14 protein-coding genes are annotated in these 14,931 nt (G+C 46.2%); 6 read left to right on the top strand and 8 right to left on the bottom strand.

Translation table 11 applies throughout. The features are described from left to right. Positions 1-113: 113 nt before the first annotated feature. From BCT11_RS19750 to BCT11_RS19760, 3 genes are all read left to right on the top strand, one after another. A complete protein-coding gene (locus BCT11_RS19750; protein WP_038876406.1) occupies positions 114-1,004 on the top strand; it encodes a LysR substrate-binding domain-containing protein in 891 nt (296 codons plus the stop codon). A gap of 127 nt (positions 1,005-1,131) precedes the next feature. Then, on the top strand, positions 1,132-2,172 hold the full coding sequence (locus BCT11_RS19755; protein ID WP_198593974.1) for a serine protease: 1,041 nt from the start codon (positions 1,132-1,134) through the stop codon (positions 2,170-2,172). Between the two features lie 123 nt (positions 2,173-2,295). Continuing rightward, a complete protein-coding gene (locus BCT11_RS19760; RefSeq protein ID WP_102389064.1) occupies positions 2,296-4,521 on the top strand; it encodes an EAL domain-containing protein in 2,226 nt (741 codons plus the stop codon). A gap of 23 nt (positions 4,522-4,544) precedes the next feature. On the opposite strand, the gene fliJ is transcribed toward BCT11_RS19760, so the two are convergent. From fliJ to BCT11_RS19800, 8 genes are read right to left on the bottom strand one after another with little or no spacing between them, the layout of a single operon-like run. Continuing rightward, complete coding sequence (gene fliJ / locus BCT11_RS19765) at positions 4,545-4,985, bottom strand: flagellar export protein FliJ (RefSeq protein ID WP_102389065.1); 441 nt, start codon at positions 4,983-4,985, stop codon at positions 4,545-4,547. A gap of 8 nt (positions 4,986-4,993) precedes the next feature. Further along, on the bottom strand, positions 4,994-6,346 hold the full coding sequence (fliI, locus tag BCT11_RS19770) for a flagellar protein export ATPase FliI (protein WP_042601230.1): 1,353 nt from the start codon (positions 6,344-6,346) through the stop codon (positions 4,994-4,996). After that, positions 6,339-7,094, bottom strand: a complete 756-nt coding sequence (gene fliH / locus BCT11_RS19775; protein WP_039975788.1) for a flagellar assembly protein FliH — start codon at positions 7,092-7,094, stop codon at positions 6,339-6,341. The genes fliI and fliH overlap by 8 nt, the downstream gene beginning before the upstream one ends. 4 nt (positions 7,095-7,098) lie before the next feature. Further along, entirely contained in the window at positions 7,099-8,118 is a 1,020-nt protein-coding gene (locus BCT11_RS19780) for a flagellar motor switch protein FliG (protein ID WP_038868389.1), read from the bottom strand. After that, entirely contained in the window at positions 8,081-9,832 is a 1,752-nt protein-coding gene (gene fliF / locus BCT11_RS19785; RefSeq protein ID WP_102389066.1) for a flagellar basal-body MS-ring/collar protein FliF, read from the bottom strand. The genes BCT11_RS19780 and fliF overlap by 38 nt, the downstream gene beginning before the upstream one ends. Before the next feature lie 3 nt (positions 9,833-9,835). After that, positions 9,836-10,192 (bottom strand): flagellar hook-basal body complex protein FliE, encoded by a 357-nt coding sequence (fliE, locus tag BCT11_RS19790; RefSeq protein ID WP_038868386.1) that lies wholly within the window; start codon positions 10,190-10,192, stop codon positions 9,836-9,838. A 14-nt stretch (positions 10,193-10,206) separates the two neighbouring features. Then, the gene (locus BCT11_RS19795) at positions 10,207-11,538 is read right to left on the bottom strand and encodes a sigma-54 dependent transcriptional regulator (protein ID WP_045462727.1); all 1,332 of its coding nucleotides are present in this window, start codon (positions 11,536-11,538) and stop codon (positions 10,207-10,209) included. Next, positions 11,538-12,575 carry an OmpA family protein gene (locus BCT11_RS19800; RefSeq protein ID WP_102389068.1) on the bottom strand — a complete coding sequence of 346 codons (1,038 nt, stop codon included), beginning with the start codon at positions 12,573-12,575 and terminating at the stop codon, positions 11,538-11,540. Before BCT11_RS19800 ends, BCT11_RS19795 begins: the two co-directional genes overlap by 1 nt. Before the next feature lie 386 nt (positions 12,576-12,961). Here BCT11_RS19800 and BCT11_RS19805 point away from each other — a divergent pair, with 386 nt between their 5' ends. From BCT11_RS19805 to fliP, 3 genes are read left to right on the top strand one after another with little or no spacing between them, the layout of a single operon-like run. Beyond that, a complete protein-coding gene (locus BCT11_RS19805; RefSeq protein WP_038876421.1) occupies positions 12,962-13,780 on the top strand; it encodes a flagellar motor switch protein FliM in 819 nt (272 codons plus the stop codon). Next, positions 13,777-14,145, top strand: a complete 369-nt coding sequence (gene fliN / locus BCT11_RS19810) for a flagellar motor switch protein FliN (protein ID WP_038868377.1) — start codon at positions 13,777-13,779, stop codon at positions 14,143-14,145. Before BCT11_RS19805 ends, fliN begins: the two co-directional genes overlap by 4 nt. Before the next feature lie 18 nt (positions 14,146-14,163). Continuing rightward, the gene (fliP, locus tag BCT11_RS19815) at positions 14,164-14,931 is read left to right on the top strand and encodes a flagellar type III secretion system pore protein FliP (protein WP_102389069.1); all 768 of its coding nucleotides are present in this window, start codon (positions 14,164-14,166) and stop codon (positions 14,929-14,931) included.

The raw sequence follows: 14,931 nt of genomic DNA on the forward strand, positions 1-14,931 counted from the left end.
GGCAAAGGCATTAATCATAAATAGCGAGTTATTTTAAACGCTAATGTAAGAAAAACTTACAGATTGAGAGTTAACCTACCACTAACTACAAAGGTAATAGGAGTGAAGACACTATGCGCAAATTAGTCCCATTGAAGTCGATCTATGCCTTTGTTGCTGTAGCAGAGACTGGCAGCATGACAGAGGCGGCTCAACTGCTCTCTGTTAGCCATTCCGCTGTTAGCCAAGCCATTAAATCTCTAGAAAACCAAGTCAACAAACCTTTATTTGATCGTGTTGGTCGCCAAGTTCGCCTCAATAATGAAGGCAAAAAATACTACCGAAAAGTAGCTCCGGCACTTGAACAAATCGTTGATGCCACCGAAGCCTTAATCCACGACCAAAATTCCAAACGGATAACACTTAATATGGTCAACTCACTTGCGTTGCACTGGTGGATCCCACGCATGTCGAGCTTGCAAGATTTCGCTCCTCAGTTAGATGTCCGCCTATCCAATCTGATTGGGCAGTTCCGTTTAGAGCAGGAAGGCATTGACGCCGCAGTGGTGCATGGCAGCCCTCAAGAGTGGCAAGATTACTATTGTGAAAAGTTGAGCGAAGATGAGTTAGTGTTGGTGTGCAGCCCCGAGTTACTAGCGCAACCTGATAATCGAGACATTCAACAACTGCTATCAACTTACCCCATTATTGAAGTCACTAACGATCGCAGAAAGCACGACTGGCAAGTTTGGGAAGAAGAGACAGGATTACTGCGGCCTACCAACAAAAAACCAATGACCTTCAATATGTCGATTCAAGCTGTGCAAGCCACAACACGACGGCTGGGCTTATTGGTAACACATCGCTTGTTTGTGAAAGACGACATCAAATATGGACAATTAGTGGAATTGGGTGAGCCTATCACTAACCCCTATCAACAATTTTACTTTGTATGCCCACCCCATAAGCTCAAACAAGAGGCATTTCATTTGTTGAGATCTTGGTTGAGGCAAGAGTTCAGCTAATTCGAGCGCAGCCCGTCGTTTCGTCGTCTATAGGCGTTATGAAATATATTCGTTTCTGTAGTGAATAGATTAATGCCGGAATTGGTATAAAGTAAAAGAAGTACTTTTGAACTCCAAGGATGGCTTTATGAGGTTGTATCATGTCTTAATAAGTGGCGTTTTACTCATTGTGCCAATGACAAGCTCCGCAGAACAAACAGTCAGTGCAAATGACTCGGATTTAAAAACGTTTATTATTGGCGGCCAACAAGCCACTGCCAATCAACTTCCTTTCTTTGCTCGCCTGATATTGCACCGTACTGGCTCGAGTCAGTTTGCCAACATCTGTGGTGGTACCATCGTCAATGATAGATACATCATGACCGCCGCACACTGTGTCGAATCCGACGTGTTTACCGATGGTTGGACAATCGATGATCTTCGAGTTTTAGTCAAAAACCCAACCATGAATGATGTGTTTGTTGAAGAATTCAAAGACGTACGCGCTATCACGATTCATCCCGATTACAACGCGAGTAACTTGTGGAGCAATGACATCGCGATATTGGAACTAACCCGCCCTATCACAGACAACGTCCAATCCATCACATTGCCACAGGATTTTGGTGACTACAGTAACCGGTCAGTGTTCCAAATCTTTGGCCTTGGTCAAACCTCTACCAACGATGCGACAGGACCGAATTACCTGCGCTGGGCAGAAATCCAACCTCTTACAGATTCACAATGTTCTTCACTGGTTTCAGGTTTTAACTCTCAAGAAAGTTTGTGTGCGAACGGCTTCCCAAACCAAGCTTACACGGGGATATGTAGTGGTGATTCAGGCGGCCCGTTAACGTATCAAGATGGTAGCGGTAATTATCAACAAATCGGTATCGTCAGTTACGGCTCATCGGTTTGTGAGTCCCCTGCCATTCCAAGCGTGTTTACTGAAGTGCTCAATTACACCCCTTGGATAGAAGCCCAAACCAGTGCTGGGGCGAAGACAAATTACGACGCTGCTTTAGCGGCAAGGGAAGATTATCACAGTCAAGGCGACTCTGGGTTTGACCCAGAAGACACCACAAGCAATGACTTCGGTAATAATGGCAGTGATGGTGGCTCTGTCGGTTTTGGCCTACTGACGCTTGGCAGCTTATTCGTATGGTTACGTCGCCGCCAGCCCTTGTAGCACGTAGCTTCATTCACAGTTACACTTTGTAGAATAAAAACTCTAAAAGTGCGTATATTCCAGTTCATTTGATGCCGATAATCCTGTTATTATCGGCTACCCAACTATTTTCAGATCAAACTAATGAATAATGCCGCATCGAGTCGCCATATGAGTGCGATGCTGTTCCTGACTCTCGGCGTCACGTTGTCCATCTTTGCTGGCTTTGCCCTCTCGCAAATGTTTGTTATCCAGAAAGATGCGTTTCAGCTTATCTCTGTGGTCAGCTCCGTGATGATCGTCAGCTGCTTGCGCTATCAATGGCGTGCATTGCCTGCCATTATTCTGAGTTTATTGGCTTACTATATCGGAACGGGACGTAGTCTAGAACATGCCTCACTCTACGCTCTCACCGTCCCTCTATTGCCTTTTGTTTTTTCGAGTTTGTTCCACTACCTCAATAACCGCTCACTTCATCAACCAGCCGCACAACGGATCAGCTTATTTTTTGTCATCGTAGGCTGCTTGTTCCCGTTCGCAAATACCATAAAAATGATGCTGGTGAATACCTTCGTTGACGGGCGCTTTTTGAGTGCTGACTTTTTGTTTTATGCCACACTTGGCAATTACTTGACCCAATTACTCGTCACCCCAATTTTGTATGTAATGGTCAGCCTTATTACCGATACAGACACTCAATCTTATCTCGCACTCGATAAAAGGCTTAGGGTGTCCAACTCTCGCTGCCGTGAGTATTTAGCTTGGTTGGCAAGCTGCGTCATTTTATTTGTTGCCGCCGCTCTTTCTTCATCCTCATTTATGCTCAACTCGTTAAGCTTCTTTGCGGTTTTACTGGTCGTAATTGGATTAGCCAAACACGGATTAATTCGACCGCTGTTTGTGGGCTCTCCATTCATTCTGTTGGTGATTCATGACGGCATCAGTCACTACAATGCCGACCGAATTTATGCTGACCAGTTTTATGGCCTGCTTGTCATCATTGCGGTATTGACCACGCTCGCGTATTTGTTGGGCGGTTACTCAGTGAAGCTCTTCGAGATGACTCAACGACAAATCCGCTCAGAAAGGATTGACCCGTACACCGGCCTGTCAAACATCGCTCAATTAAAAGAAGACATCAGCCATCAGTCTTATTCATTGCTGATTTATCTCGACCTGACACCAACGCTGTCGATGCTGACGGACTTAGGTCATGAGGGGAAATCACAACTCATCATGCAATTGAGCGAATTTTTATATTCGCGAAATGAAAGCATCAATCGTTGCTATCGTCCGCCTTTTTCCACAGGGTTGCTGAGTTTCACTCACTATTCCGATGTTGCAGAACAAGAACTTCAAGAAGTCGTGGAATATTTAGAAAGCTTCCAGTTTTACTGGCGTGGAACGTCTGTCGCCTTGGTCTCACCAACCGTTTATTGCTCGGTCGTTAACCAAGGGCAAGATATTGAAAAAGTCGTATCAATTCTGTGCGATCAACCACCACAGAGCGACAGCAGCATTCATTGGGTCAACGTGCAATCTTTTGAAATGGACCGCGTCGACAAGTTGAACCACATTCAGCAAGTGTTTAAACGAGAACAGTTCGAACTGTTCTGCCAACCATACATGCGACTTTCAGGCCCTGAAGAGAGTAAACAAAGTTTTGAAGTGCTGCTTCGCCTAAAAGAGCAAGATGGAAAAGTACTGCCACCTTCCGCATTTTTTCCTTTGATCAATCAATTCGGATTGGAAATCAAACTCGATCATTGGGTGATTCTGAATACCTTCCGTATGCTGAGCAATAAAGTCAAAAACTGGGATACGATAGGGCATTGTGCTATTAACCTTACGGCTAAAACACTAAGCGCGGAAAACCTTGCTTCTCGTATCATTGAGAGTTCACACAGCTTCGATATTCCCTTAGATAAGATTTGTTTTGAGATCACCGAATCGTCAGCATTGATCAATGAACAACAAGCTATAGAGACCTTGAATCTTTTACGTAAACTCGGTTGTAAAATCGCAATTGATGACTTTGGCACCGGTTACGCAAGCTTTGCTTACTTGCGTCGTCTACCGCTGGATATCTTGAAGATCGAGGGGGCATTCGTTCGTGAAATCACAGAGAGCGAGACCGATCGTTTGATTGTCAGTTCGATTGCGACTGTCGCTAAAGAGATGCACTTAGAAACCGTCGCTGAATTTGTCGAAACTCCCGCACACAGCCTGATTCTACGAGACTTAGGCATCGACTTCGCACAAGGGTATGGTGTCGCGAAGCCCTTACCTATGAATGCTTATTTGAATACATTGTTTGAAATCGAAGAACAGAGACAACATCTTACAAGGTCGGAAGCGGTCACATTATGACGCTTCACGCTATCAGATTTCGTCTATAAGATTTTGCTCTTTAAGCGAGAGTTAATGATGTCTTCAATCAGCTTTTGCTCTTTCTTCAATTTTTCGTAGTTCTGCTTGTTGCGCCAGCGTTCGAGGACTTTGTCTAACCCTTGAACTCGAGCATGTTTGTATTCAAGATGCTTTTGTACCGAAGCACACTCAGCCTGCATTACCGCTTGTTCTTGCTCATGGTGACGCAACATCTTTTGTAGCATCTGGTCGACACGATTTAAGTTCATCAAGGTGGCACTATTGAGCACTGGCGTTGTCAACGCCGATTGTCCCGCATGAACTTTAAGAGCGGAAAGCTGTTCTAACTGAACGGCAAGATGAGAGTGACGCTGACGCATCACATTTAATTGCTCCCCTACTCTATCCCGTTGCTTTTCTTCCATTTGGCGCAACTTGCCGACGGCTTTTAGTTTTGATTCCATTTGCTACCTCATTGCTGCTCACTTTGGAACATTTGTGCCAATGCGGTCAAACTGGTTGGGTAATCAATAGACTCATTTGCCGACTGCTGTAAGTACGCTCTAAGATGCGGATACATAGAAACCGACTGATCCAGTTCCGGATCTTGTCCTGGTTGATATCCGCCAAGTGGCAAGAGTTCTTTAACTTGAAGGTAATTGGAGTACATTTGACGGAAGTTGTTCGCTATCGTGCTGTGCGCTTCATGGGTACAGGCGTTCATGCAGCGGCTTATCGATGCGTTAATGTCGATCGCTGGATAATGCCCTTGTTCTGCGAGTTGACGTGAAAGCACCACATGCCCATCAAGAATCGCACGTGCAGAATCCACAACAGGATCTTGTTGGTCATCCCCTTCCGCCAATACCGTATAAATCGCCGTCAAACTACCATGTGGATTTTCACTGTTACCTGCACGTTCCAACAGCTGTGGTAACACGCTGAACACTGAAGGCGGATAACCACGTGACGCTGGCGGCTCCCCTAAAGACAGCGCTATCTCACGCTGCGCCATTGCATAACGTGTTAAAGAATCCATCAGTAACAACACGTCTTTACCTTGGTCACGGAAATACTCCGCCACACGGTGACAAAGCAGAGTCGCGCGCAAACGCATCAAAGGGGATTCATCGGCTGGCGCGGCGATAATGACCGCTTTCTGACGGGCCTCTGGTGTTAAGTTACGTTCGATAAACTCTCGAACCTCTCGACCACGTTCGCCAATTAAGCCGACAACAATAACATCAGCTTCGGTGTTTTGAGTGATCATCCCCATCAAGACACTTTTACCGACACCACTGCCCGCCATTAAACCAATACGCTGCCCTTTGCCAACGGTTAATAAACCATTAATGGCACGAACACCAACATCCAGCGGAGTATCGACAGGGCGTCGCTTAAGTGGGTTAATCGGTTTTGGTTCAAGTGAAACACGATCTCCCCCTTTAAGCGGCGCGCCATCATCGAAAGGTTCACCTAGACCATTCACTACTCGACCAAGCCATTGTGAGCTGAGTTGAACGGTGCTATCGCCATCCAGCGGGATCACTTTTGCTCCCGCAAACAAACCACCTAGACGACGAATCGGCATCAGGTAAGCAACGGTATGATCAAAGCCGACGACTTGCGCTTCAATCATGTCGCCTTCTGCGGTTTCGACTAAGCAGCGTTGTTCAAGCTTGAATCGACAACCCACGGCTTGCAGCATTAAGCCGTTAACTTTGATTAGTCGCCCTGTCACTCGTGCAACCGGAATCGAATCGAGCGACGCGAGTGCATCACTCAAGCGTTCGTTCAACAACTCGTGGCTGGAAGTACTACTCATGTGCAACATCAACCTGTGGCAATACGGCTTCATCCAGCAAGTGTTGTTTCACGTTATCCATACAAGCTTGTAAGCGAGAATCACAGCTCGCATCGGCTTCTGCATCCTCAGTCACTAACTGACACCCACCAACAGGTAACTCCGCGTTTGCGACAAGCTTCCAAGCGGTTGGTAAGTCAGCATTGATTTGCGTGATTCGCTCTAGGTCTTGTGGATTCAGATGTACAATCACGCTTTCTGCTTTGCCCGGCATAGCGGATAAGGTTTCATCCACCAAAGCCAAAATCTGTTGTGGCATCAGAGTCAGCTCAGCACGAATCACTTGCTGTGCAACCTTCTGTACCAATTCACAGATCATATGGCGTTGCTGTTGTTCTTTCTCGCTTTGCCAACGCGATAATGCTTGGAACAACTCATGAACGGGTTTTGCCGCTTCCACAAAGCCTTGCTTGCCAGATTGCTCTCCAGACACAAATCCTTTTTGAAAGCCTTCTTTTTGGCCATCGAGCAGACCTTGTTGCTTGCCTTGCTCAATACCTTGGCGAATGCCCTCGTCATGCCCTTGCTGCAAACCTTGCTGAAACCCCGCTTCCAGCTGTTGTTGAACGTCGGCTTGAGTATCTTGCCAGCCTTGGTTCTCCATCGCGAAATCGTCTTCGATGTTCACAGGTTGCGCCAAAGGAGGAAAACGATGTAAGCGGTATCCACTTGGTGGTAATCGCATGGTGTTATTTGCTTTTTCTGCCATGGTCTTACTCCACTGTTGGCTCTTCGTAGAGCAGTAGCTGAATTTCACCCGCTTCATCCAACTCGCGCACCATCTGCATAATATCCTGACGCGCGCGCTGTACTCGGCTCAACACGACGGCTCCACGCAGTTCCATATCGTCTTCTAACGCTTTCACCATACGTTGCGGCATAGAACGCTTGATCGCCTGTTGCAGTAGGATATCGGCACCTTTCAATGCCACCGCCCACAGTTCCAATGGGATCTGTTGCACCAACGCATCCATGGTTTCTTCGCGCTGACGGCCCAGCACCATGAAATCAAACATATTCTCTTCGATTTCGTTTACCACATTCTCGTCATGCAACTTAAGCATTTCCATCAAGGACGCGCGGTCGCCTTCAAATCGGTTAATGATGTCAGCAGCTTGTTTCACGCCCGACAGCGGGGTGCTTTGACTTGCAGACACTTTCTCGATACAACGTTCCACCAATTCGTGCAAATCGTTCGCAACCTGATGGTCAATATCTTGCAACTGGGCAATACGGAACACGATTTCATCATGGTAGTCTTGCGGCAGGTGCTTCAAAACAGCCGACGAACTGTCTGCTGGTAAATACGCCAAGAAAATCGCCTGCATTTGCGGATGTTCATTAACAATGAATCGCGCTAATGTCTCGGCCTCTACCCATTGTAAGCGCTGCATGTTGTTACGAATTTCATCGCCATACAGGTTGTTCAGCAAACCTTTTGCCAAATCGTTACCTAAAGCTTTGCGTAAAGTGTTCGACAAGTATTCTTTCGATGCGCCACGAATGCCGCTGTGCTCGCGAAAATCTTCAAAAAAATGCTGAATCACACCGCGAGCAGAATCACTTTTGATGCCATTTAACTTTGCCATCGCACGTGTCACTCGCTGGGTCTCATCACGGCTGAAGTGCTGCAACACTTTTGCTGCGGCATCCTCACCCATGCCCAGCAGCACGAGCGCGGTTTGTTCTACATAACTAAGCGTCTGCTTTGACGTTGACTGAGCTGTGTTCATTGATATTTACCCATTGTTTCAGAATTTCGGCTACACGCTCAGGCTCTTCATTAGCAATAAGCTGTAGGTGTTTCAATTGGATTTCTAATGGAGAGCCGGCTGGCGGTAACATGTCGCTGTTGACGTCCAAACCAGAGGAGACGGCAATCCCTTTCTCGGACAGTCGGCGATTCAATACTTCTTCACGTTCACGCTCTTCACGCGTTTGCAGATTGTCGTATTGCGGCTCTTCCTGTGGTTCAGCAAACTCCAGTTCCTGTGACGGTTTATCAGCTCCAGTTAAGTGCATGATCAAAGGACGAAGCACAAAAAAGATCATCGCTAATCCCAACATCCCGCCAATCACATAACGCAAGGGTTGTTGTACGGTTGGATCTTGCCACCAAGGCAGTGCTGGCGGCGCATCAATCTCGATTGGTGTGAAGTTGAAGCTCATCAAACTCAAACTGTCGCCACGAGTCGCAGAAATGCCGACAGCGTCCATGATCATTGTTGAGATTTGGGACTTGTCCGCTTCGCTCCATGCCACACCATCTGGTGATGCTTGTGAATTCAAGAGGACTGACACACTTAGCTTGTCAATTTGCCCTTGCTGATATTGAGTACGACGAACACTGCTGCCAACCGCATATTGACGATTGATCTCTGAGCGCGCGTTAGTGTTTTGGCTATCGTTCGTTGGCGTTTCACCCGTAACCGGAGGTTGATTGCTTAGTGAGCCAGGGATGCCCAAAGCAATTTGATCAATTGAGTTGTTTTGAATGGTATGTTCATTGCGAACCACTGGCGCATTATCGAGGATCTCTTGCGTCTCTTCGACTTGACTAAAGTCCATATCGGCTGCAACTTGCACGCGGAAGTTACTTGGGCCAACAATCGGCGTTAGCATGTCTGAAGCACGCTGGATGATTTGCTTCTCGACACTCTTTTGGTATTCAAGGTATTTAGCGTTAACTTTACCCGCTTCTGCAGAGGCAACATCTGCACTCAATAGTCGGCCATATTGGTCAATCACCGAAACAAATTCTGCCTTCATTGCCGTCACACTACCCACCACCAAATTGATGATGGCTTCCACTTGTTCTGGCTTGAGATCTTCACCTGGTTTCAGTTCTAACATCACTGATGCAGAAGGGTTTTCTGTACTCTGGCGGACAAACAAGGTTTGACGAGGAATCGCTAAGTGCACACGCGCATTCGCGACTGCATTAAGCGACATGATAGTGCGTACTAACTCACCTTCTAAACCATGACGATAACGCGCCGTTTCCATAAACTGACTGGTGCCAAGAGAGCTGTCTTCTTTTAGCGAATCTAAACCCGTAGGCAATTTCGCTTTAACACCTTTTGATGCCAACAACATGCGGATACGAGCGACTTCACCTTCTGGCACTAATACTTGCCCATTTTGCTCTTGCATGCGGTAGCTGATGCCTTCGCTTTCCAGTACCGACACAATCTCACCGATATCAAAGCGCTCTTGCTGGCTGTAAAGCGGACGGAAACTTTGGGAAGAGCTCCATAACGCAACCACGATAATCGCAGCAACAATCGCGGCTAAAACCGCAGACAACACCAGATTGCGTTGGCTGCTAGACCACAACTGTTTGATTTTATTTGTGACATCATTCATCCCATTATTCGATGAAAGCGTCTGTGTCGTGCCGGAATGCATCGCAGAATTTCCGGCCACTTGAGTGGTAAGTTCTGACATGGATTACACCGGCATCTTCATTATATCTTCAAACGACATCACTACTTTGTTGCGCACTTGCATCAAAGCATTGAAAGAGAGACTCGCCTTCTGACTGGCGACCATTGCTCCTACTAAATCATCACTTTTACCCGTCTCAACGGCTGTCATTTTTTGACTGGCGACCGATTGGTGTTGGTTAACCGTGTCCAAAACGCTGGTCATTGCTTGCGAGAAAGACAATGGTGCATTCAAAGATTGCTGATCCAAAGGGTTAGCACTCACTACAAATTCTGGCGGCTGAACATGCGTTCGCATCGCCTCCATTTTCGACAGCATTAATTGCTCTGCTGAGACCGCATTGGTAGGTTGACTTGCCATCTACATTTCTCCTTTTAGGCAGCCGAGCCAAGCGCCGACTGTAAATCAATACCGTGTTCGCGCATTGCTGCAAGCTTGTAACGTAACGCTCGGGTAGACACACCCAAGGCATTTGCGGTTTTGGTTCGGTTTCCACCAAACTGACGTAATTTATCGAGGATGAACTGGAACTCAGCTTGCTTCTTCGCTTCAACATGACCAAAACTTGAGGTTGGCTCTGTGCAAGGGACTGGCGTCAGCAATTCAATTGGTAGCATCAGATCATGCGCAGTGATGTAATCACCGTGGCGCATGACCAAAGCGCGTTGAATGACGTTTTCGAGTTCACGAATATTACCCGGCCAGTGATATTGGCTTAGGGCAGCAATCGCATCTTGAGAAAGGTGACAGCGACTGCCATCTTGATATTTCCCAATAAAGAATTGGCTGATCGGTAAAATATCTTCTTTGCGTTCACGAAGCGGTGGCCAGTGCAGTGGCAAAACATCTAAGCGGTAGTAGAGATCTTCGCGGAACGTGCCTTTCTGCACTTCTTCACGCAAGTCTTTGTTGGTCGCAGCAATCACTCGAATATCGAGTTGAATGGCTTTGTGGCTACCAACGCGTTCCACTTCACGCTCTTGTAATACACGTAACAACTTCGCCTGTACCGCAGGTGACATCTCACCAATCTCATCTAATAAAATGGTGCCACCGTTGGCTTCTTCAAACTTACCGCTTTGGGAATTGGTCGCCCCCGTAAACGCCCCTTTAACGTGGCCAAACAGCACGGCTTCCAGCATGGATTCCGGAATCGCAGCACAGTTCACCGCAATAAAAGGCCCATCAAGGCGAGAAGATTGCTCATGGACATAACGAGCCAGCACTTCTTTACCCGTTCCCGACTCGCCGGTGATCAATACACTGGCGTTGGTGCAAGCTGCACGATGAGCCAGTTGTAAAACTTGTTTACTGCGCCATGACTCTGCAACAATGTTCGCTAAAGGTTTACCCAGAGCCTCAACACGCTTGAGCAAATTGAGTAACTGATTGGTCTCAAAAGGACGAAGCAAGTAATCGGTCGCACCGGACTTCATAGTCTCTGCGGCCAAAATACCTTGGTCTTGATCTACAATCGCAATCACGACACCCGAATTACGCTGTTTCTGATGACAAGCAACAAACTCGCGTACACACATATCCGGCAAGGTTGAGCTCACCAAGGTGATGCTCGCTCGCTCTTCCAGCAATGCACTTCGCCCAGTACGACTGTGCCTAGCGGTATACCCTGCGCTCCCCAGTACATCCAGTACCGGTTGAGCAAGACGTTCATTTGGCTCAACCAACAAAATATCCGTTTTCGTCATCATTGAACCTTTACCTTCTCTTGTTGGGATTGTTGTTTTACTTCTGAGTTGTTGTTAGCAAACTCGTTTTTGGTAATCACACGCTCGTTATCTCGAACTAAGCGCAACGTCACGCGGCGGTTCTTAGCCTGCCCTGCTTGGGTGTTATTGCTTGCAATTGGGTAGCGAGCTCCGTGCGCACGAACTTCAATCAAGTGAGGAGCAATGCCATTTGCAATGAGCTCATCTGCGACTTGTTGAGCTCGTTGGCGTGAAATCTTCAGATTAATTAATTGAGCACCAACATTGTCGGTATAACCGTCAACTAAGATTTTAGTGACGCGCTCATCAACAACAACATAACTATGCAAAGCAGCTAATGTGTTTTTTTGAGATGAGTTCAGTGCCTGTTGGCCAAACTGAAAAGGAAGAATCAGATCTCGAGCTTGAGAAAACGACAGCTTAGGTAACTGTTCTCGACATTGATTGAAAGACGCTAGTGCATGTTGGATTTGAATGGTTGGCAACGTGACACTATCTATGGCGGAAGGATTGCTTCCACTTAGTGACAGTGTAACCCAATTACCTGATGCCATTTCAAGAATGAGCGAATCTGCACCAGTTAAGAACTCAAATCGGTGAGTAGGCTGCGCAAACGTATGCGATGCCTTTTCCTTTCTATAAAGCTCTTTATGCCACGGAGCACTCTGACTTCCTAACACAGCCTTTTCCCATTTATTGTTGTTATCTTGAACATCAGCAATAAAGAGAACTCGGTTGTTTGGCTCTGCACGGAAATAAAACTTCCCCTGCGGAACAGTTGAATGCACTAAGTTGCATTCAAATTTATCACCCTTATATGACCAAGTGGAAATATCCATAGGTATTGTGACACTCTCACCAGCCAATGTGAAATTAGTTGATGATAATCCAAACAGAAAAATTATTTTTAAAAATATAATTAAGCACCTTCCACCTTGGTATATCTTACATACCTCTGACTTAGATGGTTTAATTAAAAATGCCATTGAATTAGAAGATTCGGCATAGGTAATCATATTAATTCCCTATTCTGAAATATAAAAAATGGTCATTAAACGTTCAAGAAAGCTTAGAGAAATGCTTAAAAAAACGAACTTAATACCATAAAAACAAAGAGTTAAAAAACTCAAGTTCTAAAACTTATTCTACAACCACCGACTGCACTTGGTTGAAATAACAACGAATTAGCTCACTACTTGTTATAATTATTAATAACTGATTTATTAGTTCAAACTACCGTTTTTTAATTTTTATTAAAAGTGCCTATGCTTCGATTCAAATCAACATATGAACTAAAGTCACAATCTTTAAAGTTGAAACTAAAAGAATCTAAAAAAGTCTGTGTATGCTGTGCGCAATTAAGTTAAAACAATTTCGTTTGTTAAGGCACGGTAAAATATAAATGGAAAGTAGAGTTAATGAGCCTATTTCTGACATCAAATTGCTTGATGTAGAACTGCTAGGCAAGCCAATTCATATCATTCGTGAAAAGCTCGAAATTTTAATTTCAGAATCTTGTACTAGCCTGACCAACGAGTTACAAAATTGGCTCAGCTCCAACAAAATTGAGGCGACCTTAACTTCGGTAGAGCTACATCGCTTCTCACCAACCTTGTTGGATAAAGACCAAACATCGAGCTATCTGCATCAAGAGGGTGGCATGGTCTTTATCCACAGTGATGCCCATACCTTAGTCAAACTCGCCGACCGCTTTTATGGCGCAAGCAACGACCGCGCCTCGACCACGTTGACGGCCAGTGATCTTCGCCTTCAAGAACGTATCAGCCGTATCATTACCAACTGGCTTGCCCCCCAAGAGATGTGGCAAACCTGCGAGTACGAAACGCCGCGCGGAATTGGTTTGCATGCGGAGCTTGCGATCACATTCGAAGACTACCAAGGTGCCATTCATCTCAAACTCGATAGCACATTAATCCAAACCTTAATTGAGCAGCTTGAGCTTCATACTGATGCTGATCTCTATCAACCGTTTTGTCGTTCATTGGAAACGACGCCTGTTCGCCTCAATGTCGTACTGAGCAAAAAGACCATGGCGCTCAGTGATGTAGCGGGCTTACAGCCTAACGATATTCTGCCTATCGAGCTGCTCAATACCGTACCAGTCAGCATCGGTAATCAACCTCTTTTCACTGGTCGTGTTGCAGAACAAGACGGTCAGCTTGTATTGATTTTTAACCCAGATAAGGAATCGCAGCGATGAGCGAAGCGCAAGAGAACCAAGCATTCGACGCCGATGAATTAAATTTTGACGACTTTCAGTTAGAGGATTTTGAAACGGAGCAAGCCTTCAAACCGGAGCCTGCCGCTGAGCGCGATTTAAGCTTTTTCAAAAGCATTCCCGTCACTGTGACCTTGGAAGTCGCTAGCAAAGAAATCCCATTGGGGGATTTGATGAAAGCGGGCGAAGGAACCGTGATCGAATTGGATAAACTCAATGGCGAGCCTTTAGATGTAAAAGTAAACGGGTCTCTGATGGGGCAAGCGGAAGTCGTGGTCATTAACGACAAATATGGTCTTCGTCTTATTGATGTACACGACTCAGCGTTGAGCGGTGTTGGACGCTAAATTCCGGTGGGTTGCGTAATGAATTGTCTGAGTGTTTGGCAGCGTCGTTTGCCGTTACTAGTATTGGGGTTGGTTGGCGTGCTGTTGTTTGCCTTCCCAGCCATGGCGGCAGATAACGGCTTGACCATTTTGTCGGTGTCCGATGGGGGCACGCAACAAGAATACAGCGTTAAGCTCCAAATTCTGTTGCTCATGACCGCACTCAGTTTCTTACCAGCCTTTGTTTTGATGGCCACCAGCTTCACGCGAATCATTGTTGTTTTGGCGATCTTACGCCAAGCCTTGGGCCTGCAACAAAGCCCACCGAACCGCGTGCTGGTTGGCATTGCATTGACACTCACTCTGCTCATCATGCGTCCGGTTTGGACTGACATCTACGATAATGCCTTCCAACCTTACGACAACGGTGAAATTACCTTGATACAAGCGTTCTCCGTTGCAGAAAAACCGGTCAGAAACTTCATGCTGGCGCAAACGCATCAAAGTTCTTTAGAGCAGATGCTACGCATTGCCAATGAACCCATCGACCAAAACGTCGAGGATATTTCTTTCGCCGTTGTACTCCCTGCGTTTGTCATCAGTGAACTGAAAACCGCCTTCCAAATTGGCTTCATGCTGTTCATTCCGTTTTTGATCATTGACCTTGTGGTCGCCAGTGTATTGATGGCAATGGGTATGATGATGCTTTCACCTCTGATCATTTCATTGCCATTCAAGTTGGTGATATTTGTTCTTGTCGATGGCTGGGCAATGACGGTTGGCACGCTTTCCGCCAGTTTCGGTTAG

This window comes from Vibrio sp. 10N.222.52.B12, assembly GCF_002875385.1.
In the GTDB taxonomy this organism is placed as follows: Bacteria; Pseudomonadota; Gammaproteobacteria; order Enterobacterales; family Vibrionaceae; genus Vibrio; species Vibrio jasicida.

Coding starts and splice junctions, on each gene's coding strand:
- BCT11_RS19755 (WP_198593974.1), top strand. CDS start 1,132: ATGAGGTTGTATCATGTCTTAATAAGTGGCGTTTTACTCATTGTGCCA.
- fliF (WP_102389066.1), bottom strand. CDS start 9,832: ATGTCAGAACTTACCACTCAAGTGGCCGGAAATTCTGCGATGCATTCC.
- BCT11_RS19780 (WP_038868389.1), bottom strand. CDS start 8,118: ATGAACACAGCTCAGTCAACGTCAAAGCAGACGCTTAGTTATGTAGAA.
- fliI (WP_042601230.1), bottom strand. CDS start 6,346: ATGAGTAGTACTTCCAGCCACGAGTTGTTGAACGAACGCTTGAGTGAT.
- BCT11_RS19795 (WP_045462727.1), bottom strand. CDS start 11,538: ATGACGAAAACGGATATTTTGTTGGTTGAGCCAAATGAACGTCTTGCT.
- BCT11_RS19800 (WP_102389068.1), bottom strand. CDS start 12,575: ATGATTACCTATGCCGAATCTTCTAATTCAATGGCATTTTTAATTAAA.
- BCT11_RS19750 (WP_038876406.1), top strand. CDS start 114: ATGCGCAAATTAGTCCCATTGAAGTCGATCTATGCCTTTGTTGCTGTA.
- fliE (WP_038868386.1), bottom strand. CDS start 10,192: ATGGCAAGTCAACCTACCAATGCGGTCTCAGCAGAGCAATTAATGCTG.
- BCT11_RS19760 (WP_102389064.1), top strand. CDS start 2,296: ATGAATAATGCCGCATCGAGTCGCCATATGAGTGCGATGCTGTTCCTG.
- BCT11_RS19805 (WP_038876421.1), top strand. CDS start 12,962: ATGGAAAGTAGAGTTAATGAGCCTATTTCTGACATCAAATTGCTTGAT.
- fliH (WP_039975788.1), bottom strand. CDS start 7,094: ATGGCAGAAAAAGCAAATAACACCATGCGATTACCACCAAGTGGATAC.
- fliJ (WP_102389065.1), bottom strand. CDS start 4,985: ATGGAATCAAAACTAAAAGCCGTCGGCAAGTTGCGCCAAATGGAAGAA.
- fliN (WP_038868377.1), top strand. CDS start 13,777: ATGAGCGAAGCGCAAGAGAACCAAGCATTCGACGCCGATGAATTAAAT.
- fliP (WP_102389069.1), top strand. CDS start 14,164: ATGAATTGTCTGAGTGTTTGGCAGCGTCGTTTGCCGTTACTAGTATTG.